The following is a 22,036-nucleotide window of genomic DNA, read 5'->3' as shown; positions in this document are numbered from 1 at the left end:
ATTACCTCTTTCCGTCTCTGTACGCTTTTACGTTGGCAAGATGCTCCAAGTATGTAGAACTAAATCTGTGTCCACCGTTGCCGTTTGCAACAAAGTAAAGGTAATTGACTTTAGCAGGGTGTAAGGCATACTCAAGCGAATCAATACCGGGATTGCATATGGGCGATGGGGGAAGACCAAAGTAAAGGTAAGTGTTGTAAGGGTCATCTATCTCCAGATCTTTTGAGAGGAGTTTGCCATCCCAAATCCCTTTCCTCTTCATAGCGTATATGACTGTTGGATCTATCTGAAGCCTCATACCTTTTTTCAGCCTGTTACGTATGACTGCGGATATAAGTGGTTTTTCCTCCTTTAAGGCTGTTTCTTTCTCTATCAGGGAAGCTATAGTTACCCATTCCTCAAGGCTCATACCGGATTTTTTAAGTTCTTCCCTCAAAGATTCAGTCTTTTTAAGAAAGTTCCTGTACATAACAGATATAACAGTTAACGGATGCGTGTTTTTAGAAAAGAAGTAAGTGTCCGGGAACAGAAAACCTTCCATACTGAAGGTATTTAGTCCGTATTTTTCTGCGGTTTTAGGAGAAAGAGCGTATTCTAAGAAGTCTTTGGCTCTGCATATACTGTGCATCTCAAGTATGTTTGCTATATCGTAAAGATCCGAACCTTCCGGAACTGTGATCCTGTAAACTTTCCTCAGACCGTAATGTATCTTTCTGTAAACATCCCAAGGGAAGACAAGCCCGTCAAACTCATACTCACCAGCTTCAAGTTTACCCTTCTTTACCATATGTATGCTCAAAAAAGAGATGGGACTTCTTATCACACCTTCCTTATATAAATACATCGCTATATCCGTTGAGGACATACCGTAAGGGATCTCCACAGTTTTTTTTTCAAGGGACACTGGCAGGAAAGAATAAAAGAAAAAAGCTGTCACTAAACCTAAAGGAGCTATAAGTTTTAGGATTTTCATAAACTTTCCAGATACTCTTTAAGTATAACATAAGCTGAAACACTATCCCTAATTTTTTTCCTTTTTATTTGCGGAAGCTCTTTAAGAAGCCAATCAGCCTCTTTTGTTGTGTACCTTTCATCCCATGTCAAAATTTCTACATCTTGAGGTAATTTTTCTCTCAATGTTTTGATAAACTCCTCAACTTCTTCAGCTCTTTGTCCCTTTAGTCCACGTGGTGTAAGAGGAAGACCTACAATCAACAAAGATACCTTGTATTCGTTGACCAGTTCATTTATCTTTTCAATCACCCCTCCATTATTTTTAAGAACACACAAAGGTGAAGCTATTTTCAGTAACGTATCTCCTAAGGCAAGCCCTATGCGTTTTTTCCCGTAATCAACAGCCAGTACCTTCAACCAGTCTTAAAGCCAAGCACTTTATAAAGCGGGCAAAAACCTATCGCTGAAGTTCCTATAAAAACGATCCCTATTATGCCGAGTATCCACCAAGCTCCACCTTTTGTAAAAGCGAGCCAAAGGAATATAATACCCAGAACTACCCTTACCGCCCTGTCCCAAGTTGCCATGTTCTTTTCCATATTACCTTACCTCCTTATAGAAAACATTATAGCATACTACTTTTCTCCCTGCAGTTTGTATCCACCTTCCATAAATCCCTCTGGGTAGTACCAGTTCCTGAGATGCGTGTAGCCGTATTTTAAGAGTTTATTACCAAGACGTGTTTCTTCTACACGCACTCCCCTTTCAAGTTGTTTTGCAGTTTCCTTATCCTCGTAATACTCAACGAATATCCTCCTGAAGTGTTTTGATATAAGGCAATAGATTTTGTCTTCAAAAGGACTGGAAAAAAAGACAGGTTCTATGTGGAAAAGCTCTATCCACTCCTTCCAGTAAGGTCTCCTACCGTAAAAAACTTTTACAAACACGATTCTCCTGCCACAAAGATCAAGGGTTAGATTCTCTTCCTCCACAAATCTTCCCTTCTCCCTCTTTGATAGATAAAGTTTCTTTCCATTTACCTCTATACCTTCTTTTAGGATTCTTATAAACTCCTCAAAGTGATTCATGTGCAAGTTCTGGAAAGCTAATAATTTCCTGTTTGCCTGTATGCATATCCTTAATAGTTATAGTGTGCAGTCTTTTCTCGTCCTCACCTATGAGAACAGCAAAATCAACCTTCAGCTTGTTTGCCAGTTCAAGCTGTTTCTTCAAATTGGCTTTTTTGTATGAAATTTCTACCTTCTTACCCATATTCCTTAATTTCTTTACTACTTCAAAGGCATAGTCCATAACATTTCCAAAGGGAATGACCATATAGAGGGGTTCTTCGGGAGGAAGCTCTTTTATTAGCAGGGAGAGTCTCTCAACACCTACCGCAAAACCCATAGCAGGTGTGGGAGGACCTCCCATCTCTTCAACGAGGTAATCGTATCTTCCTCCGGCTATGATAGTTATGCCGAGCTCTGTAGAGACTGCCTCAAAGACCGTTTTTGTGTAGTAATCAAGACCTCTAACGAGGTGATAATTTTCCCTGTATGGAATGGAAAGCATATCAAGGTATGATTTAAGATTTTGATAATGTGTTGCACATTCCTCACATAGATAATCAACCATCTTTGGAGCCGATCTCACAGCCTCTTTGCAGGTCTCCACTTTACAGTCAAGGACCCTGAGGGGATTTTTATCCTTTCTGTCAATACAAACATCACACAGATGTCCGGCAACTTGATCTAAATACTCGGAAAGAGCTTTCCTATAAGCGGGTCTGCACACTCTACAGCCTATAGAGTTTATCTCTATGGTGGAACTTATCCCGAGCTTTGTCAGTATGTTGTAAACAAGATCTATCATTTCCGCGTCAAGTTCCGGACTTGATATTCCAAACGCTTCGGCTCCTATCTGGTGAAACTGTCTGTATCTTCCCGCTTGCGGTCTTTCATACCTGAACATGGGACCTTCGTAAAAAAGCTTTACATAAGGCTTAATAGCGTAAAGCCTATTTTGGATATAGGCTCTCACTGTACCCGCTGTGCCTTCCGGTCTCAAAGCGAGAAGCCTTCCCTTTCTATCCTGGAATACAAACATCTCTTTTTGCACTATATCCGTAACTTCCCCTATACTCCTTTGGAATACCTCAAGGTACTCAATTGCTGGAAGTATTATCTCTTCAAAGTTATAAAGTTTCAAAAGACTCTTTATTGTATCGGATGCATATCTGAAGCGCTTCAGTTCTTCTCCGATGATGTCATGAAATCCTCTGACACTTTGAAATTCCGCCATAAGGAATAAAATTATAACCTCTGACATGGAAAGGGTGATAGTAATAGGTGCCGGACTTGCAGGATCCGAATCTGCTTACAGGCTCGCTCAGGAAGGCATAAAGGTGATACTTTATGAGATGAGACCAAAAAGACAGACACCAGCTCACAAGACGGATAAATTTGCGGAGCTTGTGTGTAGTAATACGCTCGGTAGTATGGAGCTTACTTCTGGAAGCGGACTTTTGAAAGCCGAGATGGAAATTTTAGGATCCTTAGTTTTGGAGGCGGGAAAGCACGCATACGTTCCTGCCGGAACAGCCTTAGGAGTGGATAGAAATGCGTTTTCTGACTACATCACCCAAAAGCTTGCGAGCCATCCAAATATACGTATAATCAGAGAGGAGGTGAAGAAAGTACCAAGGGAAGATATAGTTATCATTGCTACAGGACCGCTAACATCGGAGGATCTCGCTGAGGACATAAAAGAACTCATAAATCAGGAATATCTTTATTTTTACGACGCTATATCCCCCATAGTGGAGGCGGAAAGCGTGGATTTTACAAAAGGCTTTTGGGCTTCACGCTACGGAAAGGGAGGCGAGGACTACTTTAACTGCACCCTCACCGAGGAGGAGTATAAAGTTTTTTATGAAGAACTTTTGAAGGCTGAAAAGGTCATTCCGAAAGATTTTGAGAAGGCTGTTTACTTTGAAGGGTGCATGCCTATAGAGGAATTGGCGCAGAGAGGCTACAAAACGTTGCTTTTTGGTCCTATGAAACCTGTAGGACTTTTTGATACAGCCAAAGGAGAAAGACCTTTTGCAGTTGTACAGCTAAGAAAAGAGAACACAGAAGGGACGCTACTGTCTCTCGTGGGATTCCAAACGAGGATGACCTATGCAGAGCAAAAGAGGGTCTTTAGGCTCATACCTTGTTTAAGAAATGCTGTATTTGTAAGACTTGGCTCTATGCACAGAAATACATTCATACAATCTAACAAAGTACTCACACCTTTTTTAAACATGAGAAAGATGGACAATGTGTTTTTTGCAGGCCAGATAACAGGTGTAGAAGGCTATATAGCTTCTGCAGCAACAGGTATACTTGCAGGTATAAATGCTGGAAGGCTACTCAAGGGTCTTAGACCTGTGTCTCTTCCTAAGGAAACCATGCTTGGCGCTCTTGTAAATTACATTACAGGTAAAGAAGGACAGCTCCAACCAATGTCTCCAGTTATGGGACTCTTGCCACCTCTTGAAGAAAAGGTAAAAGATAAGATCCTTAGAAAGAGGCTTATGGCTGAAAGATCAATCAAAGCGCTCAAAAGCTTCATAATGGAACTTTCACTTCCTGAAGAGAAGGTTAAGTATTAGCGTAAGGATCAAACTGAGCAGTATGGATGTAGCAAGAGGAAAGTAAAAAGTAAAGTTGTCTCTCTTTATAACTATATCACCGGGAAGTTTGCCAAGACCGAAGGGAAGCTTCTCAAAGAACATCATAAAAAGACCAACTACCAGAAGAAGTGCGCCCATTAATGCTATGAGCTTTCCCATTTGCTCCATCATACGGTAAGAGCGGAAACCTCAACGGTTGGATCAGGTCTCTTGCCTGTCAGCATTTCAATAAGCTCCTTTACGGATACTATGCCTTGCTTTTTGAGAAGGTGACCATTCGCACCGCTTATAAATATACCTTCTTCATAATTCCCCAGCCACGCAGCACCTAATCTGTCAGCTATGCAAAAGCCCACTTTCTTTGCTTCCTCTCCCTTGTTACAAGGCGTTATGCAATGAGAGACACAACCGTTCCATCCATTGTATCCCGCAAGAAGCCTTTCCACAAAAGGGGTTCTTATAACTCTCAGAGGATATCCAACCGGTGACTTGAGCAGTATTATATCCTCTTCTTCAGCGCTTAATACTACTTCCTTATATATAGTGGGAGCGTCACATTCGTATGTAGCTATAAATCTGGTAGCCATCTGAACACCTGACGCACCACATCCTATATAAAACTTTATGTCTTCATAGCTCCATACTCCTCCGGCGACTATCACAGGTATATCTCCCCACCTTTTTGCTTCCTCAAGCACTGATGGAAAGAGATTTTCAAGCTGATACTCTTCCATAAAGCATTCTTCATACTTAAAACCTTGATGACCACCGGATTTTGGACCTTCAAGCACAACCGCATCAGGCAGTCTTTTATACTTTTTTTCCCAGGCTCTGCATATGAGGTTCATGGCTCTCGCAGATGAAACTATAGGGACAAGCGCTACATCCGCATCCCCTACGTATTCTGGCAATTTCATAGGAAGTCCTGCACCAGATATTATAAGATCTGCACCAGCTTCTACAGCATCTTGAGCAACCCTCCCATAATCCGTTATGGCGCAAAGGATATTTACACCTATAAGACCATTCCCTTCTGATATTCTCTTCGCATCATGTATTATCTTCATTAGAGCTTCCCTGCTGTGAGTATATATAGAACCTATGGGTCTTCCGAACCTGTCCCTTTTTACCATGCTTGGATGCCTATAACCTGTACCTACCGCAGACACTACTCCTACAGCACCTTCCTTAGCTACAGCACCAGCAAGGCGCTCCCAGGATATACCTACACCCATACCTCCTTGAATGATAGGTATATCCGCTTTTTTCTTTCCTATCTTTAAAGGTGGCAAATTCATAACTTATCTCCCAGGTGAGTTTTCCTATATTCTATTCCAAAAAGACTTTTAGTCAAGTGTATGTGAGGCTGTTTAAAAACCCAAAAGTAAGCAAATACAAGTTTTTCTACTGTCCTCTTCTGACTGATGGTATATCCTTTTAGCACTACGCATTATCCTTAGTTTCATGCCATATATTTAAACTCGTTTTTTAACAACCTCTATTTTACTTGACATGAGGTATGTTTTTGTGTTATCATCATGCCAACTCCTAAAAAGGAGGGTCAAAATGAGAATAGTTATTTTACTTTTCATGCTTTTCAGTATGGTTTTGGCTAAAGGTGAGTGTGAGGAGGTAGAAGGATACGCATCATGGTATGGAAGAGAATTTCACGGAAAGAAAACTGCGAGCGGAGAAGCCTTTAATAAATATAAGTACACAGCCGCATCTAAAATATTTCCGATAAATACCTATGTGCTTGTTAAAAACCTTGAAAATGGTGAAGAGGTAGTTGTCAGAATAACCGATAAAGGACCTTTTGTGAAAAGTAGGATACTGGACCTTTCAAAGGCATCGGCAGAAAAACTCGGTATACTTGAAAAGGGAATCGTTAAGGTAAAGGCAATACCTCTTTATTGTGTAGCCGATGCTGACAAAAGTGATGAGGATGAATATATAAAGGACATCATCAAGACCTTTTAAACTCTATTTACAAGTAACATACCGCATCCTCCTAACTTATCCTTTCTAAAACGTGTAGAAAGCGTTACCTTTATACCGTGTTTTTTCAAAAACAAAAACCTCTCCTCGTACTCTTGCTCGCTCGGAGCTTTAAAAGATCCTGTATCGTTGTAGTAAAGGAGTGTAGCACTTACTCCCAATTCGGAGACAAGTCTGACAAACTCCTCAAGCTCTTCATAGCTGTCGTTTATGCCTTTGAGAAGAAGGTATGCAAGACTTATTTTCTTCTTCTTCCGCTTTGATAAACCTTCTATTTCCTTTCTCAGCGTGCTAATAAGGGTTTCCAAATTCCCACCGTGTGGGATAAGTTTCTTTCTTTTGTCAGCTCTTGTGGAATGTATGGATACGGTGATCCCGTTGTGAGGCAATTTTATAAGATGCCCTAAGTACGTGTGAGGAAAACCTATGGTATAGAAAGAAACTTTCAAACCCATATTTTTGAATCTCCAAAAGGACATTACGACGTTAGGATAGTTCATCAAAGGTTCTCCTATACCTGCAACGGCTATCCTTCTTATGGGTAAAGTATCCTTGAGAAGATCATACTGAGCGTATATCTCCTCGGAAGACAGGTTCCTCACAAGTCCTAAGCTTCCGGAGAGACAAAAGGGACACTTTATAGCACAGCCGACTTGCGTTGAAATGCACAGTGTATCACCTCTGTAAAAAACTGATTCCACCTTGTACCCATCGGACAGCTCAAATACGAAAAGCTGATTGAGTTCACTCCTGTGTGTTGATAAAAGCCTCATCTTCTTTGTATGCCCTCCTGCAACAGAATCCACAGCTTTTGCAGTGCTTGAGAGCTTTTTCGTATCCGTACGGCAAGAGAAGTTCCATATTTAACTCTTCTTTTTTCCCATCCGCTTCTAAAAGCACTTTTGAGCTTGGCGGATCTACGTATAGGAGTTTATATGTTCTACCTTTAAAGCACAGCTGTGTCCCTACCTCAGGAAAGAGATTCTTAACAATATAATTGTCCCTTTCGTAAGCAAGACAACACATAAGCCTTCCACAAGGACCGGTAAACTTTGTAGGTGAAAGTGGCAGATTCTGCTCTTCTATATCTTTTAAAGATATGGATTCAAAGTTCTCAGAAAATTTTACACAGCAAGGCACTTCACCACACGCACCTATCCAACCCGTCATCTGTACCGCATCCCTCACACCTATCTGTCTCATCTCTATTCTCTTCTTTATGACCTTTGCGAGATCCTTAACGAGGTTTCTAAAGTCAACTCTCTGATCAGATGTGTAATAGAAGAATACCTTATTGGCATCCAAAGGTATATACACCTTTATAAGCTTCATATCAAGTCCGTGCTGTACTATCTTTTCTTTGCAAAGAGTATAAAAACTCTCCGCCTTTTCCATGTTCTCTTCCATTTTCTTTATGTCTTCATCTTTCGCCTTTCTCAAAAAGGTTGCCTTCATCTGTGATGGCTCTTTTGATACACCAAGCACTTTGACGATCTCTTCACCCTTTTCCGAGCTGACTACTATAAGATCGTTCCTATTTATATCATCGTCCCATACACCATCAACCTGAAGGATCTTTCCTGTATCATGGAATCTTGCCTTTACGTAAGACATGATTGTTACCTCCATTTTTCTTCTTCATTCTAATATTTTTATAACTTATAGTTTCATAAGCAACATTTATGGCATAAATCATTCTTCTGAATTAATATAACTCAAGTATGAAGAAGTTGCTTTTCATAGTTGCGCTCTTGATAAGCTTTGCAAGGGCGGGAGAGTGGTGGAGCGATCCGATCAGAGGGCTTGAAGAGGCAAAAAAGGAGCATAAACCCGTTATGTTTTACTTCCATTCGGAACATTGTCCCTACTGCCTCCAGATGGAAACCTTTGTCTTTGGTGACGAGAGGGTTTCCAAGTATATGGATAGATTTGTGGTAATATCTTTAGATACCTATTCTCAAACAGGTATGGTGTGGGCAAAGCATTTTAACGTTTTTGGTACACCCACCTTCGTATTTTACGACCCTGATCGTAATAGTGTCTTAGGTGTAGCCTTTGGCAGTAAAACAAAGGAAGATTTCATAAACCTTTTATTGAAGGTTTGCGAAAAATCAAACATAAAAAAGTGCTGATAAATCAAGGGAGAAAAAGTAAGGGCTTGTCAGCAAATATATTTTATTTGGTAAAATTTTTTAAGGAGGTGTAAAGATGGACAGAAGAAAGTTTTTACTGCTATCAGCTGTTTCGGTTGCGAGCTTGACACTTGCGCCAGGTTTATTTAAGCCATCCTTAGCTGCATCCAAGCTGGAAGAGGATATCCAGAAAAGATTGGGCGTTAACCTTTCTCAGATCAAGGAATCTTCAGATGTTAAGCTTCAAGCACCTACCATAGCAGAGTCTGGAGCTAATGTACCTGTTTCCGTAGAATCGGACATACCTGTAGATAAGGTAGATAGCATATGGATATTCGTTGACAATAACCCAAGTCCATGGATAACTGACGTAAAGCTCACACCAATGAACGGAAAGGTTTACTTTGCTACGAGGATCAAAATGGGTCAAACTTCTAACGTGAGGGCCATACTCAAGCTAAAGGACGGCTCTTACCTGATGGCTACAAAGGAGGTCAAGGTAACTGTTGGTGGTTGTGGTTAACCTGAGATTAAAACTTTAAAAAGGAGGTTAAATATGGCTGTAGGAGCTGGTATACTCAGAGTTCCAAAGGAAGCCAAGAAGGGAGAGATAGTAAAGGTACAGATGGTTATCACCCATCCTATGGAACCGGGGACGAGGAAAGATCCCCAAACGGGACAGCTTATACCCGCCTATCACCTGACAAAGCTTGAACTCCTCTTTAATGACAAAACTGTCTCAGTGATTGATATGGGTGGTGGGGTGAGCGCCAATCCTTTCATAGGTTTGACTCTAAAGGTTGACGAAAGCGGTATAGTCAAGATCAGTTATGAGGATAACAAGGGAGGAAAATGGGAAAAGACCGCAGAGATAAGGGTAGTTTAATAGGAAATCAGTACCATGGGGAAGTGGGTAGTATTTATTTTTATAGGGGTATTTTACGCTTTGGCACAGCAGGAGAATCCGGCGGAAGAAGTGAAAAGGCAAAAGGAGATGTTACTCAAGGAAATGGGTATACTTCCCGGAGATGTTTATGCAGAGCAGGGGAGAGACATGTTTAACAAACCTATGGGAACTCAAGGGAAATCCTGTGCTTCGTGTCACGGACAGGACGGGAGGTATCTCAGGGGAGCATACGCACACATGCCAAGATACTACAAGGATATGGATAGCGTGGCAGACCTTGACAGCAGGATAAAGTACTGCATGGAGAAGTATATGGGTGTGAAGGATGTAAAGCACGACATAAACTTCAAGAGCATAGCCACCTATGTAGCTACCCTCTCCAATGGTATGAAGATGGATGTAAAACTTGACAATCCAAAAGAGAAAGAGATGTACCAGAAGGGCAGAGAACTCTGGTATGCAAGAGTAGGTAAAATGGACTTCTCTTGTGCTGTATGCCATGACAAAGAAACAGGCAAAAGGGTTTTCTTGCAGACGGTAGTTGCTGTAAAAGAAGATAAAGTATCCACTCACTGGCCTGCTTACAGGTTCTCCAACGACCAGCTTTGGACAATGGAAGACAGAATAAGAGGATGTTTTAGTGAGATGAGAGTTATTCCGCCGGAGCATTTCCATTGGGCTGTGATCGCTCTGAATTTGTACATGGCTTACAAAGCAAAGGGAGGTGTAGTTAGGGTTCCCGGCTTTATCTACTGAAAAAAGGAGGGTAAAGACATGAGAAAACTCTGGTTGTTACCGCTGGTCCTGGGAGCTGTGGGGGGCGTGACCCTCTATGCTTTGGCACAGCAGGAGAATCCGGCGGAAGAAGTGAAAAGGCAAAAGGAGATGTTGCTCAAGGAAATGGGCATACTTCCCGGAGATGTTTATGCAGAGCAGGGGAGAGACATGTTTAACAAACCTATGGGAACTCAAGGGAAATCCTGTGCTTCGTGTCACGGACAGGATGGGAGGTATCTCAGGGGAGCATACGCACACATGCCAAGATACTACAAGGATATGGATAGCGTGGCAGACCTTGACAGCAGGATAAAGTACTGCATGGAGAAGTATATGGGTGTGAAGGATGTAAAGCACGACATAAACTTTAAGAGCATAGCCACCTATGTAGCTACCCTCTCCAATGGTATGAAGATGGATGTAAAACTTGACAATCCAAAAGAGAAAGAGATGTACCAGAAGGGCAGAGAACTCTGGTATGCAAGAGTAGGTAAAATGGACTTCTCCTGTGCTGTATGCCATGATACTTTTGGAGGCTACAGAATAAGGCTTCAGACCCTTGCAAAAGTTAAGGAAGATAAAGTATCCACTCACTGGCCTGCTTACAGGTTCTCCAACGACCAGCTTTGGACAATGGAAGACAGAATAAGAGGATGCTATAACCAAATAAGAGTAACACCCCCACCTCACTTTTCTTGGGCAACCGTAGCACTTAGCCTTTACATGGCTTACGAATCAAATGGTGGCATCATAGAAACGCCGGGATTTGTTAGATAAGGAGGGTATAAAGATGAAAAAATACTTTGTCCTTTTGGGAAGCTTGGTTGTTTTTGCCTGCGCACCAGCTCAGAAGGAAAAACCTAAACCTGCGGAAGTACCTAAAAGCGTACCTCAAGCTAAGGTAGAGGAAAAAAGGCATACCTTTGAAGATGACATAAAGCAAGACGAAGGGCAAAAGCTCTGCTCTAACCCTCAGGGAACTGTTTCTGCAGACATGGTAGAAAAGTTTTTTCAGGAGCAGAAGAGACTTATAAAATACCCTCCAGATGGAAAATTGGTGGGGGATTGGAAAAAGGGAGAACAGCTTTTTTCAAATCCGAGGAAGGGTAACTGCTATGCCTGCCACTGTGCAGATCCGAAAGAGCTTGCCTGCGGAAATATAGGACCTGTCTTGAGACATTACGGTCAAAGACAACATGATGTCAAATACACTTATGAGAAAATTTACAATTCTTGGGCTTATGTCCCCTGCAGTATCATGTATAGAGCGGGAGTTCATGACATACTAACACCTCAAGAGATAGCTGATATAGTAGCTTACCTGCACAGTCCAGAGTCTCCCGTTAATAAGTAATCTGGGTGGGTTTCCCCACCCTTTTAGGAGGTTAGTGATGCAATTGACGAGAAGGGACTTTTTGGAACTTGCCATAGTAACTGGAGCTTACCTAAGTGTGGATCCCGTTTCCGCACTTGCCAGGATGAGCGCACAAGATCTTATGTCCTTCAAAAGTCTCGGTAATGTTACCCTTGTCTTTACCACAGATCTTCATGCTCATTTGAGACCCCTTTACTTTTCTGAACCTGTAAACTTGGTTCCTCCAAAAGGACTTGAGGGGCTTCCTGGATACGTTGCGGGTAAAGACTTCCTTAGGATGTACAAAATAAAACCTAACACTCTTGAAGCTTACTTTGCAAGCTGTGTTAACTTTCCAGAACTCGCCAAAAAATTCGGCAAAATGGGGGGTGGAGAACACATCACCTGGATAATAAAATCTATTATCAGTGAAAGGGGAAGAGACAAAGTACTTGTTCTTGATGGAGGCGACACATGGGTAACAACAGCCATAGGACTCTTTACCGACGGTAAGGCTCTGGTTGACTGGATGAATCACACGGGCTATGACCTTATGGTTGCGCACTGGGATTTCACTCTCGGAAAAGAAAAGTTTTTGCAGAGACTTAAAGAGCTTAAAGCTGAGTTTATATCACAGAACGTGGTAGATGCGGACTTTGGAGACCTCATCTTCAAGCCTTATTCCATAAGAGAGGTAGGTGGCGTAAAGCTCGGCATTATAGGAAACTCTTTTCCCTTCACACCCATAGCAAACCCGAGAGAATTTGTTGAAGGCTGGAGCTTTGGCATAAGAGATGAACAGATGCAGAAGTTCGTGGATGAACTGAGAAACAAACATAAAGTGGATGTGGTGATCCTACTCTCTCATGACGGACTGCCTCTTGACATAGCTCTGGCGAAGAAGGTAAAAGGTATAGATATCATCATCTCAGGACATACGCACGATGTGACGCCAAAACCTTACTTTGTAGGAAATACCATGATAGTCATAGCTGGCTCTCATGGCAAATACGTAGGAAGGCTTGACCTTGATATAAAAAATGGAAAGATAAGAGATTACAGATTCAAACTCATACCTGTTGCCAGCAACTTAATACCTGCGGATAGGGAGACAAAAGAGCTTATAGACAAGTGGTATAAGCCTTATGAAGGGAGGCTCTCAGAAGAAATAGGCGTGGCGGAAGTTCTCATATATAAGAGAGATACCTTCTTTAGCACCTTTGACAGACTTGCGGGTATGGCAATAGCGGACTATTATCATGGGGTTGACGTAGTTACCTCCCCCGGCTATAGGTGGGGTACCACAATACTGCCAGGACAGAAAATAACCGTAGATCACATATACGACTTTACAGCGATAACGTATCCTAACGTTTACGTCATGAAAAGGACAGGTGAACAGTTGAAAGCTGTATGGGAAGATGTAGCTGACAACGTTTTCAATCCAGATCCCTTCTATCAGCAAGGTGGGGATATGTCAAGGCTTTACGGCGTTGAGTACGAGATAGAGATAGGGGCAAAACAGGGGCAGAGAATAAAAAGGGCTTGGATAAAAGGAAAGGAACTTGATCCTAAAAAGGAGTATCTTGTAGCTGTCTACGGTGGACCCACACCACCACCAGAAACCTTACTTCCAGATGTAAAACCTGTTCCGGTTTATGACATCATCATAGACTACGTGAGAAAAAAGAGGAATATATACGTTGATCCCAAACCCAACGTAAAAGTTCTTGACGCTAAATACACCTCACCAATAGAAGGTTTTGGTAAATATATGTTAAGGAGGTGAAGCATGAAGAGGCTCTTCCTTCTCTTTTTTATAATTTTCCCTTCACTTTCACTGCCTGCAGATATAACAAGCCTCATGTTTCGCACTTACACAGTCAGCGGAAAGGATTTTAACCAAGTTGTGGATGAGCTAAAACAAAGGCTGAACGAGAAAGAGGATACTAAGGTTTTGCGCCTTCTGACCATATCAGAAGCTATAAAGGCAAGAGGCGTTAAGGACTTTCCCAACTACACGGTTATCCTCGCATGTGATCCAAGAGGAAAGGAAGATCTTTTGGTCAGAATCCCCTTCATGAGTAACCTCGTTCCCTGCTCCATCGCAGTTTATGAAAATCCCAACGGAAGCGTATCTATGACCACAATCAACGAAATGCCCTACCTTATGGAGTTTTCAAAAGATCTATCCGCGCAAGACAGGAGATTCATAAAAAGGACTTACTCCGATCTGAGACAAGTACTTTCTAGCTTAGGAAAGTCAAAAGCTGTTCGTACTAATAGAAAGCAGATGAGTAAGCTGATGACAAAGTTAAGGGGTGTATCTTTTGAAACATCCGACACCATAAAGGGCGTGAGTTTTGAAGACACAAAAACCCTTCTTAAGGCATCCCTTGACGGTGTAAATATGAACATACTGGGTGTAGAAGATATAAAAAGGGATAGTCCCAAATACTCTTTTATGTTAGCGTGTAACCTCACGTATGGGGAAAAGATCCTCAGGGAATTTCCTCACTTTGGAACGCTTGCACCTTGCAGAATATATATATATGAGAAACCTGACGGTAGCGTAGGTGTGGGTTACATAAACATTCAAACTCTTATAAAACTTTACAGAACACACCTCCATAAAGATGCTGTTGAAGTTTTTGAAAAGGCGGATAAAGACATAAAATCAGCTATAAAGGAAGTCAAAGGTGAGTGATGCGTGTAATACTTATAACGCTCCTTATTATCTGTGTAAGCTTTTCTGCAGAATACTCCACCCATGTGAAACAGACTCTGCAGGAAATAGAAGGCGGAATTTACGGTGTTTTTGGCGTTTACGAACAGGTAAGCAAAGAAAACAGAGGCTTTATATCTAACGCTTACTTTGTAGTAACCAAAGACGGAGTGATAGTCTTTGACGCTTTAAGCACCTACAAACTTGGTAGAGAACTTCTTGAAACTATAAAAAGCTTAACGGATAAACCTGTAAAGTATCTGGTTATCTCTCACTATCACACGGATCATTTTTACGGAGCAAAGGCTTTTAAGGAGACGGGAGCTATTATTGTAGCGCATTCCTGGTCTTATGAGTATTTGTCCAGCGAAGAAAGTCAAAACATGCTTACAGCAAGAAGAAATATCCTCGGTGAAGAGCTTGACGGTACGGAGCTTGTGTCACCTGATATAACTACATCCTCTTCACTGACCATTCATATGGGAGGTGAAAACTTTGAGGTTTATCACTGGTGTAAAGCTCACACAAACGGTGACATAGTTATGTACATTCCATCCAAAAAGATACTCATTGCCGGGGATCTCGTCTTTGGAGGAAGGATACCTTTCCTCGGATCAGGTAATTCAAAAACATGGATAGACTGTCTTGATGATATTATGCGGATAAAACCGGAGATACTTCTTCCCGGTCACGGACCTTACCTGCGAGGCGAAGAGGAGATAAGGAAGCAAGTTACGTGGACAAAGCGATACATACAAGACATAAGGTATGTGGTAAAAAAACTTTACGAAGAGGGACTTGATGTAGAGGAAGTGAAAAAGAGGGCAAACGAAGAACTGCTGAGGATCAATCCAGAGTATGCACAGATTGGAGCTTTTTTTAGCGTAAATCCTGTAAATGCTTATTACGTCTACTTTGAGATAGAAAGAGAATTTCTGGAATTGACAAAGTGACCCTTTATAATTTTAGTATTCTTTTATTTAACCCACAAGGTAAATTTTTACGTCAGAAAAATCCCAAACAGACCTGTTATAATATAGCGTAGGAGGGAGCAGTGTGGTAAAAGACAGGCTTCTTCTGGCAATAGGAGGGCTTTTACACGATGTGGGAAAGCTCTTAGACAGAGCTGGAGAAAGTGCGGATAAGCAAGACCTTAAATATGCCCATGCGGTGCTTTCAAGGAGTTTTGTAGAGGGGCATATAAGGGGAAAAATTTCAGACGAAGATTACAAAAAAGTCCTTTCCTGCGTGGAACATCATGAAAACTGGAAAAGCCTTGAGCAGTATATATACAAGATAGCGGACATATATTCAAGCAAGGAAAGAAGCAAGGGTGAAGAGGAAAAACTAACAAGAGAACAAAAAAGGTTAAGACCCATATTTAGAAAGTTAAAAATAAGTAATAAAGAATGGTTAGATAAAGAAGCCTACACCTACTATACTCTTAAGCCTCTTAGTTTGCAAGAGGATACTATTTTCCCAAAGGTTCTTGAAGAATTTAAAAAGCCAGAAGGCGACTATGCAACTCTACTTAATGCCTTTAAAAAAGAGTTTGGCAAAATTGATTTTTCAAATCTTGAAAAAGCCTTTTTGAGGCTTTATCATCTGTGCTACGAATACCTCTGGTGCGTGCCAGCCTCTACTTATGACACAGAAAAAAGAGAAAATCACTATCCAGACATTTCCCTTTTTGACCACTCAAGAGTGGTTTCAGCCATTGCCTGTAGTCTTTGGACAGAATATAACAAAGGGTATTTAGAAAAGCTAAAAGACTGGCAAAAGGCGGGTGAAAACTGTAAACTTGTCTTGGTAGAAGGGGACATAAACGGCATTCAAAGGTTTCTTTTTGACCTTGCCAACAAGAAGGGTGTGGCAAAAAGGCTAAGAGGTAGAAGCTTTTTCCTCACAGTCCTTCCTCATCTGGTGGCAAGGAAATTTTTGTGGGAGTTGGGCTATCCTCTTTGCAACCTGCTTTATGTGGGTGGTGGCAAGTTCCAGCTTCTTTTAGGCTATGAAGAGGGTATAGAAAATAGACTCAAGGCTCTTAAGGAGAAGATGGAAAGGAGCCTTGTAAAAGAGTTTGGTGGAAAGCTGGGGCTTACTCTTACTTACCGTGATTTTGCCCTAAAAAAGCTTGAAAACTACCAGGAGCTTATAAAAGAATTCTATAAGTCTATAGAAGAGGACAAAAGAAAAAAGTTTCTAAGCGTTTTTGAAAGCTTTGAAGAGCTTACCAAAGAACCTGTAAATGGTTATGTGGTTTGTCCTTCCTGTGGTTGGGAAGTGGTAAAGGAAGAGGAGATAAACGAAGAAGAAGCAAAGTTCTGTAAGTGGTGTAATATCTTCTTTGAGATAGGAGGCTTTTTGCCAAAAGCTGAATATATAGTTTTTGATAATTCACCAAAGAATAGCGTGGGTTTTTATCTGGAGGATATAGGCGGTGTTTATCTGAATGTAGAAAAAGGTAAGGAAGTATATGCTATAAACAGAGTGCCTCAAGACTTTTCTAACTCAGATGGTTTTATCTTCTTTGCCAATTATGTGCCTCTACAAGGTAATAATGTTATAGACTTTGAAGAACTGGCACAATGCTCTGAAGGAGATAAAAAGCTTGCCTTTGTAAGGGGAGATGTGGATAATCTGGGCTTTATCTTCATGAAAGGCTTTAAAGAGGAATACACCATATCAAGAGTGGCAACCTTTAGCAGACAGCTTGACCTTTTCTTTTCTGGCTATTTAAACGAGCTTTTGAAAGATTCAAAAATATACGTACTGTATGCAGGCGGAGATGACTTTTTCCTCATAGGTCCATGGAACGAAGTCCTTGACAAGACAGTGGTGCTATACGAGAAGTTTTATGAATACACCATCTATAACCCGGACTTTAACATATCCACCGGCATATACATGGCAAGGGAGGACTTTCCTGTAAGGTTTGCCGGTGAGCTGGCAGGAGGTGAAGAAGCAAAGGTAAAGGAAGCCAAAATAATAAATAAAAACAAAGACATATCTGTATTGGGCGAGCTTTTAGATATACAGGAGTTAAAAGAAGGCATAAATACAGGGAAGAAGCTTGCTGAGTATATAGAAAGTAAGGCAGTAGGCAGAGCCACTCTATACAAGATTTACATGCTTACAAAAGCCTACAGGGATAAAGATGGCATAAACCCACGCTTTTATCCAATGTTTTATTACTTGCTTTATAGAAATGTGAAGTTAGAAAAGGAAGAATTGGAAGAGTTTATAAAGCTTTTCGTAGACCCAGAGAAGGACTATCAACTAAGAAGCCATATACCTTTTAGCATAAAGTATGCCATAATGAAAACAAGAGAGGTGTCAGAAGGTGGAGAAAAAGCCAGTAATAAAGAAATAGAGGAGGTTAAACGATGAATGGAAGGCATCAACAACAGGGGAGACCACAGCAGGGACAACAAGGAAAAAGAGATGATGAATACCCTTTCACAAATGAGCTTATAAGTAAGCTAAAAACTGAGCATATAACTAACATAAAAGGCAGAAACATATTCCACCCAGACGGATATGCAAAGAATATAGTAGAAGAGCTTGAACTTAAGGGTGTCCAGTTAAGAAGGTTTTACATGGAGTTGAAAAACATACAGGAAATAATGAAAAGTTACGAAAAGGACAAAAGTAAGGAAGATGGAGATGTAGATAGCGGAAATAAGAAAGATGTAGATATAGATTATGTAAAATACAGGCTTTATAAGCTCTATGCGATTATAAATTATCAAGCTAAAAGGAAGGTTATAAAGCCTGAGTTTGCAGAACTACTTACGGTAATATTAGACAACATAGAAAGACAGAATTTTGACAAGACAGCAGTTGATAGAGCAGTGGACCTTCTTATGGCTATGGTAGCGTACTCTAAAGAAGATGATAAAGATAAAGGAGGTTAAAGCCATGTTTAGCTTTAAAGGACAGCTGATAGTAGAGTATAAACTCAAAGTGCTTACTGGTATGAGAATAGGAGGTTCAAAAGAAAGCTTTGATATAGGTGGTCTTGACAACCCGGTCATAAAGACGGTTATAAGCATTCTTGATTTTTATGGAGAGGCTAAAGAACTTCCTGCGGGTGTGCCATACATACCCGGTTCTTCTCTGAAGGGCAAAATAAGAAGTCTTCTTGAGTGGGCTAATGGAAATGTGGAAAGTATGATAGAAAGAGCAATTAACGATGAAAAAACAGAAGGAAAATCGAAAGAAGAAAAAATTGTGGAAATGGCGGGGAAACCCTCTACCTGTGGCAAGTGTGATATATGCGTGCTTTTTGGCACGGGTGATGTGGAAACTATAAAAAAATTAAAGCTTGAAGAACAGCCCGGACCTCCAAGGCTCATTTTCTACGATGCATACCCGACAGAAGAAACCCTGAAAAACCTTGAGGAGGAACTGGGACCGCATATATACACGGAGATAAAGACAGAGAACCACATAAACAGGATAACTTCTAAGGCAGAGCCAAGAAAGGTGGAAAGAGTGCCTGCTGGAGCGGTTTTTGAAGGAAAGGTGGTCTTCAGGTTTTTCAAAGATGAGGACAGGCAAAAGCTTAGCCTTCTCTTCAATGGTATGAAGCTCTTGGAGGATAACTTCCTTGGAGGCTATGGTTCAAGAGGTTCTGGCAGGGTAAAGTTTGAAAACATAAGGCTTACCTTCAGAAGCAAAGACTACTATCTGGGTAAGGGAGAAGAAAAGTCTATTGGAGCGGTCAAAAGCCTTGAGGAGCTGGACATACAGGGGCTGGCAGACAGGTTATAGCTATGCTTCTAAGAATAAATTTTAAACCGGTTTCCTGTTTTTCTTCCTTTCCGAAAGCTCATACCTTCTTTGGTGCCTTCTGCCATGGTCTTAAAATGCTCTTTGGCGAGCAGGCACTTTTAGAGTTCCTGAGGGCTTATGAAAAGGAGCCTCCTCTTCTTTTTTCTACCACACTGCCCTACAGGGAAGGCAGGCTTTTTCTTCCAAAGCCTCAGCTCAGCCACGGAAACTATGAGCCAAATAGTGTGGAAGAATACAAGAAGTTCAAGAGGATAAAGAAGATGGGCTATGTATCGGAGGAGGTGTTCAAGGAGGTGCTTGAGGGCAGGTTAAAGACCTACAAGGACCTTCTTGAAAAGAAGGCGGAAGGTGTAAAGCCTTATGAAGACTTCCTTATGCCTCATGCCAGCATAAACAGAATTACCAGCACTACAGAGGGTGGTGAGTTTTTCACCGAGAGGGTATATACCCTTTCCTCCTTTGCCTGTCTTGTAAGGGTAAAGGACAGCTTCAGGCAGATGGCTAAAGGCTGGGGCGTGGAAGATATGGGGCTTTTTCTTCAGAGGGCTTTTGAGCTGGTAGGTCTTGGTGGAAACAGGAGCTGTGGCATGGGCTGGAGCAAAGTAAAAGTGGAAGAAGAAAAAGAAGAGTGGATAAAGAATTATATAGAAAAAGGTGGAAGCAAGTTTATAACCCTTTCGGAGACCTTTTATGACAGGGCTTTTATATTAGAAAAGAGTCTTTATGACCTTGAGGTTTTAAAGCCTGCGGTGGAAAAGGGCTATGCGGACAGCCTGCCGGTGGTATGGAAAAGAAAGCTTCTTATGTTAAAGGCAGGCTCAGTCCTCAGGGTGGAAAAAAAGGACTTTTACGGCTCTTTGAAGAAGGTAGTAGAATATGGAGACGCACGCATATACCACTACGGGTTTGCCTTTCCTGTTTATATGGAGGAAGGCTCATGAAGGAGTTTTATAAGAAGGTAAAAGTGGAGCTTGAGGTTCTGACACCTGTACATATAGGAAGCGGTGAGAGGCTTTCAAACCTTGAATATATACAAGAAGGAAGAAGGCTAAAGGTGTATCCCTTTGATTACCTTATAAACCTGATAATTAGCGAGCCACCCTCAAGGAGAGATAATCTACTTTTGATTATAAAAAGCGGGATAAAAAACCTAAACACACTATTTAGAGAATATCAACTTTCTTACAAGCCAAAGTATGAAATACCTTTTGAAGGTTCTCTTTTAACTTCTCAAGTAGAACTTTTTATAAAAAACCCTTCTGGACCGTACATCCCGGGCAGTGAGCTAAAGGGTGCAATAAGAACAGCATTTCTTGGCACTTTGCTGATGCAGAAAGAAGAACTTTATGCGGATTTACAAAACGCTTTGAAGAAAACACTGGATGAACAAAACAAACGTGAAATAGAGAAAAAATTGAAGAAGGATATGGACGAAAAGGTGGAAGGCTTTTTAAGACCAAAGGGTTCAGAAGGCGATGTAAGACGTGACCTTTTAAAGCTTTTACTCATACAGGATGTTCAGATGTCATATCAAGACTTGGTCTGCATAGAAGTTTCAATGGTAGGTTCTAAAAGAACCATCTATCCCTGTGAAGCCCTAAAGCCAGGTACCAAAGCGGAGTTTGATATTGTTAGGCTAACAGACATGCTAAAAGTTGTAGAAAAAGCTACTAAAAAACCACCATACGAGAACCTCCTGAAGGATTTAAGGGAGGCTGTAAATAACTTTTACTCTCTGGTGATAGAGCAGGAAATAGAATACTTCAAGAAAGAGGGCATACGCGAAACTGTGAAGGCTTTTGAGGAAATAAAACAAAGAGCAAACGAAGGCATGCTTTTAAGAATAGGAAAGCATCAGGGATACATAAGCACCACCATAATGGCGGTCTTCAGGAAAAAGGACCGTGAGCTTTTTGAGAGGGTTTTTGAGCTGTCCGCTCCGCAGGTAAGAGAAGAAAAGCCAAAGACCAGAAGGATAACCTTTGATGGCAAGCCGATGGGCTGGGTATTGCTAAAATTTGCTGTATAATTTTCTTAGGGTGCTGGCGTTTGGGGGCTTTATGCTCCCATGACATCTTGAGAGCTGAATAGGTTGGGCTTCCTTTTGGGTGGGCTTGAAACTTTAAGGGGGTATTCTGGCACTTTTTAAAATAAGTTTCCTCAATGCAGGTTGATGCTTAAGCATACAGGCATCTTGATGACTTGATGCATTGATGACTTGATGCCATAAGGTTTAAAGCCTTGAACGACAAGGATTTAAATTTGATAATACCATACTCAACCTTGCATGACCGACGATTTTCGGAAATTAATTTCATTTGAAGAAGGTACCCCCTTGACAAAATCCTTGTCATTACTTATTATTTTTCAGGTAGGTGCGTTAGGTTTTAAGCCCACCGTGAGGGATGATGACGAGGCCTGAAAATAACCACATAGCTGTTTTGAGTCTGTTTTAAGCCCACCGTGAGGGATGATGACTCAAGCTTTAAAAGTATGAGTAGATACGCATTGTAGGTGTTTTAAGCCCACCGTGAGGGATGATGACGTATCCTGATTTATCTCCGAAAGAAGAATGATCTTTGTTTTAAGCCCACCGTGAGGGATGATGACGCGGACCCTGTTTATAAAGTACTATCGTCATTTATATGTTTTAAGCCCACCGTGAGGGATGATGACCTCTGTAAAAGACACAGTAAGAAGTGCATTCACTGGGGTT

25 protein-coding genes and 1 CRISPR repeat array are annotated in these 22,036 nt (G+C 41.3%); of the genes, 16 read left to right on the top strand and 9 right to left on the bottom strand.

Annotation, left to right across the window (positions count from 1 at the left end; genetic code table 11):
• Position 1: 1 nt before the first annotated feature.
• From mltG to hisS, 5 genes are read right to left on the bottom strand one after another with little or no spacing between them, the layout of a single operon-like run.
• Positions 2-973, bottom strand: coding sequence for an endolytic transglycosylase MltG (mltG, locus tag ABWK04_06260; protein ID MEZ0361475.1), 972 nt, complete (start codon positions 971-973; stop codon positions 2-4).
• Positions 970-1,371: a Holliday junction resolvase RuvX gene (gene ruvX, locus ABWK04_06255; protein MEZ0361474.1), complete on the bottom strand. Its 402-nt coding sequence runs from the start codon at positions 1,369-1,371 to the stop codon at positions 970-972. The genes mltG and ruvX overlap by 4 nt, the downstream gene beginning before the upstream one ends.
• Positions 1,368-1,553 (bottom strand): DUF2892 domain-containing protein, encoded by a 186-nt coding sequence (locus ABWK04_06250; GenBank protein ID MEZ0361473.1) that lies wholly within the window; start codon positions 1,551-1,553, stop codon positions 1,368-1,370. The genes ruvX and ABWK04_06250 overlap by 4 nt, the downstream gene beginning before the upstream one ends.
• 36 nt (positions 1,554-1,589) lie before the next feature.
• On the bottom strand, positions 1,590-2,042 hold the full coding sequence (locus ABWK04_06245; protein MEZ0361472.1) for a DUF1122 family protein: 453 nt from the start codon (positions 2,040-2,042) through the stop codon (positions 1,590-1,592).
• On the bottom strand, positions 2,029-3,255 hold the full coding sequence (gene hisS, locus ABWK04_06240; GenBank protein MEZ0361471.1) for a histidine--tRNA ligase: 1,227 nt from the start codon (positions 3,253-3,255) through the stop codon (positions 2,029-2,031). The genes ABWK04_06245 and hisS overlap by 14 nt, the downstream gene beginning before the upstream one ends.
• 25 nt (positions 3,256-3,280) lie before the next feature.
• Between hisS and trmFO the strand changes: the two genes are divergently transcribed.
• Complete coding sequence (gene trmFO / locus ABWK04_06235) at positions 3,281-4,609, top strand: FADH(2)-oxidizing methylenetetrahydrofolate--tRNA-(uracil(54)-C(5))-methyltransferase TrmFO (GenBank protein MEZ0361470.1); 1,329 nt, start codon at positions 3,281-3,283, stop codon at positions 4,607-4,609.
• Here trmFO and ABWK04_06230 read toward each other — a convergent pair.
• Positions 4,580-4,798: a DUF2905 domain-containing protein gene (locus ABWK04_06230; protein ID MEZ0361469.1), complete on the bottom strand. Its 219-nt coding sequence runs from the start codon at positions 4,796-4,798 to the stop codon at positions 4,580-4,582. The genes trmFO and ABWK04_06230 overlap by 30 nt on opposite strands.
• Positions 4,798-5,928, bottom strand: a complete 1,131-nt coding sequence (locus tag ABWK04_06225) for a nitronate monooxygenase family protein (GenBank protein ID MEZ0361468.1) — start codon at positions 5,926-5,928, stop codon at positions 4,798-4,800. The genes ABWK04_06230 and ABWK04_06225 overlap by 1 nt, the downstream gene beginning before the upstream one ends.
• A gap of 268 nt (positions 5,929-6,196) precedes the next feature.
• Between ABWK04_06225 and ABWK04_06220 the strand changes: the two genes are divergently transcribed.
• Positions 6,197-6,610: a septal ring lytic transglycosylase RlpA family protein gene (locus ABWK04_06220; GenBank protein MEZ0361467.1), complete on the top strand. Its 414-nt coding sequence runs from the start codon at positions 6,197-6,199 to the stop codon at positions 6,608-6,610.
• Here the strand turns inward: ABWK04_06220 and ABWK04_06215 are convergent.
• Both ABWK04_06215 and ricT read right to left on the bottom strand, forming a co-directional pair.
• Positions 6,607-7,401, bottom strand: a complete 795-nt coding sequence (locus ABWK04_06215; GenBank protein MEZ0361466.1) for a radical SAM protein — start codon at positions 7,399-7,401, stop codon at positions 6,607-6,609. The two genes, ABWK04_06220 and ABWK04_06215, sit on opposite strands and share 4 nt — an antisense overlap.
• Positions 7,373-8,242, bottom strand: a complete 870-nt coding sequence (gene ricT / locus ABWK04_06210; protein ID MEZ0361465.1) for a regulatory iron-sulfur-containing complex subunit RicT — start codon at positions 8,240-8,242, stop codon at positions 7,373-7,375. Before ricT ends, ABWK04_06215 begins: the two co-directional genes overlap by 29 nt.
• A gap of 107 nt (positions 8,243-8,349) precedes the next feature.
• On the opposite strand from ricT, the gene ABWK04_06205 reads away from it, so the two are divergent.
• From ABWK04_06205 to csm5, 14 genes are all read left to right on the top strand, one after another.
• Entirely contained in the window at positions 8,350-8,760 is a 411-nt protein-coding gene (locus ABWK04_06205) for a thioredoxin fold domain-containing protein (protein MEZ0361464.1), read from the top strand.
• Between the two features lie 76 nt (positions 8,761-8,836).
• Entirely contained in the window at positions 8,837-9,283 is a 447-nt protein-coding gene (gene soxY, locus ABWK04_06200; GenBank protein MEZ0361463.1) for a thiosulfate oxidation carrier protein SoxY, read from the top strand.
• Positions 9,284-9,316: 33 nt separating this feature from the next.
• A complete protein-coding gene (soxZ, locus tag ABWK04_06195; protein MEZ0361462.1) occupies positions 9,317-9,646 on the top strand; it encodes a thiosulfate oxidation carrier complex protein SoxZ in 330 nt (109 codons plus the stop codon).
• 15 nt (positions 9,647-9,661) lie between these two features.
• A complete protein-coding gene (gene soxA / locus ABWK04_06190; GenBank protein MEZ0361461.1) occupies positions 9,662-10,423 on the top strand; it encodes a sulfur oxidation c-type cytochrome SoxA in 762 nt (253 codons plus the stop codon).
• An 18-nt stretch (positions 10,424-10,441) separates the two neighbouring features.
• A complete protein-coding gene (gene soxA, locus ABWK04_06185; protein MEZ0361460.1) occupies positions 10,442-11,221 on the top strand; it encodes a sulfur oxidation c-type cytochrome SoxA in 780 nt (259 codons plus the stop codon).
• Positions 11,222-11,234: 13 nt separating this feature from the next.
• Positions 11,235-11,798 carry a sulfur oxidation c-type cytochrome SoxX gene (gene soxX / locus ABWK04_06180; protein MEZ0361459.1) on the top strand — a complete coding sequence of 188 codons (564 nt, stop codon included), beginning with the start codon at positions 11,235-11,237 and terminating at the stop codon, positions 11,796-11,798.
• A gap of 37 nt (positions 11,799-11,835) precedes the next feature.
• Complete coding sequence (gene soxB / locus ABWK04_06175) at positions 11,836-13,587, top strand: thiosulfohydrolase SoxB (protein ID MEZ0361458.1); 1,752 nt, start codon at positions 11,836-11,838, stop codon at positions 13,585-13,587.
• A gap of 3 nt (positions 13,588-13,590) precedes the next feature.
• Entirely contained in the window at positions 13,591-14,505 is a 915-nt protein-coding gene (locus ABWK04_06170) for a DUF302 domain-containing protein (GenBank protein MEZ0361457.1), read from the top strand.
• Entirely contained in the window at positions 14,505-15,476 is a 972-nt protein-coding gene (locus ABWK04_06165) for an MBL fold metallo-hydrolase (GenBank protein MEZ0361456.1), read from the top strand. The genes ABWK04_06170 and ABWK04_06165 overlap by 1 nt, the downstream gene beginning before the upstream one ends.
• A 103-nt stretch (positions 15,477-15,579) precedes the next feature.
• On the top strand, positions 15,580-17,913 hold the full coding sequence (gene cas10 / locus ABWK04_06160; GenBank protein ID MEZ0361455.1) for a type III-A CRISPR-associated protein Cas10/Csm1: 2,334 nt from the start codon (positions 15,580-15,582) through the stop codon (positions 17,911-17,913).
• Positions 17,910-18,440 carry a type III-A CRISPR-associated protein Csm2 gene (csm2, locus tag ABWK04_06155; GenBank protein MEZ0361454.1) on the top strand — a complete coding sequence of 177 codons (531 nt, stop codon included), beginning with the start codon at positions 17,910-17,912 and terminating at the stop codon, positions 18,438-18,440. The genes cas10 and csm2 overlap by 4 nt, the downstream gene beginning before the upstream one ends.
• A 4-nt stretch (positions 18,441-18,444) precedes the next feature.
• Complete coding sequence (gene csm3 / locus ABWK04_06150) at positions 18,445-19,299, top strand: type III-A CRISPR-associated RAMP protein Csm3 (GenBank protein MEZ0361453.1); 855 nt, start codon at positions 18,445-18,447, stop codon at positions 19,297-19,299.
• Between the two features lie 2 nt (positions 19,300-19,301).
• Entirely contained in the window at positions 19,302-20,261 is a 960-nt protein-coding gene (csm4, locus tag ABWK04_06145) for a type III-A CRISPR-associated RAMP protein Csm4 (GenBank protein ID MEZ0361452.1), read from the top strand.
• Positions 20,258-21,349, top strand: a complete 1,092-nt coding sequence (csm5, locus tag ABWK04_06140; GenBank protein MEZ0361451.1) for a type III-A CRISPR-associated RAMP protein Csm5 — start codon at positions 20,258-20,260, stop codon at positions 21,347-21,349. Before csm4 ends, csm5 begins: the two co-directional genes overlap by 4 nt.
• Before the next feature lie 354 nt (positions 21,350-21,703).
• Positions 21,704-21,996: direct repeats of the CRISPR family, unit length 30 nt; unit sequence TGTTTTAAGCCCACCGTGAGGGATGATGAC.
• Positions 21,997-22,036: the final 40 nt, after the last annotated feature.

Origin of the sequence: Hydrogenobacter sp., assembly GCA_041287335.1 — a bacterium.
Taxonomy (GTDB): domain Bacteria; phylum Aquificota; class Aquificia; order Aquificales; family Aquificaceae; genus Hydrogenobacter.
This window is presented reverse-complemented; position numbering and strand designations above follow the sequence as displayed.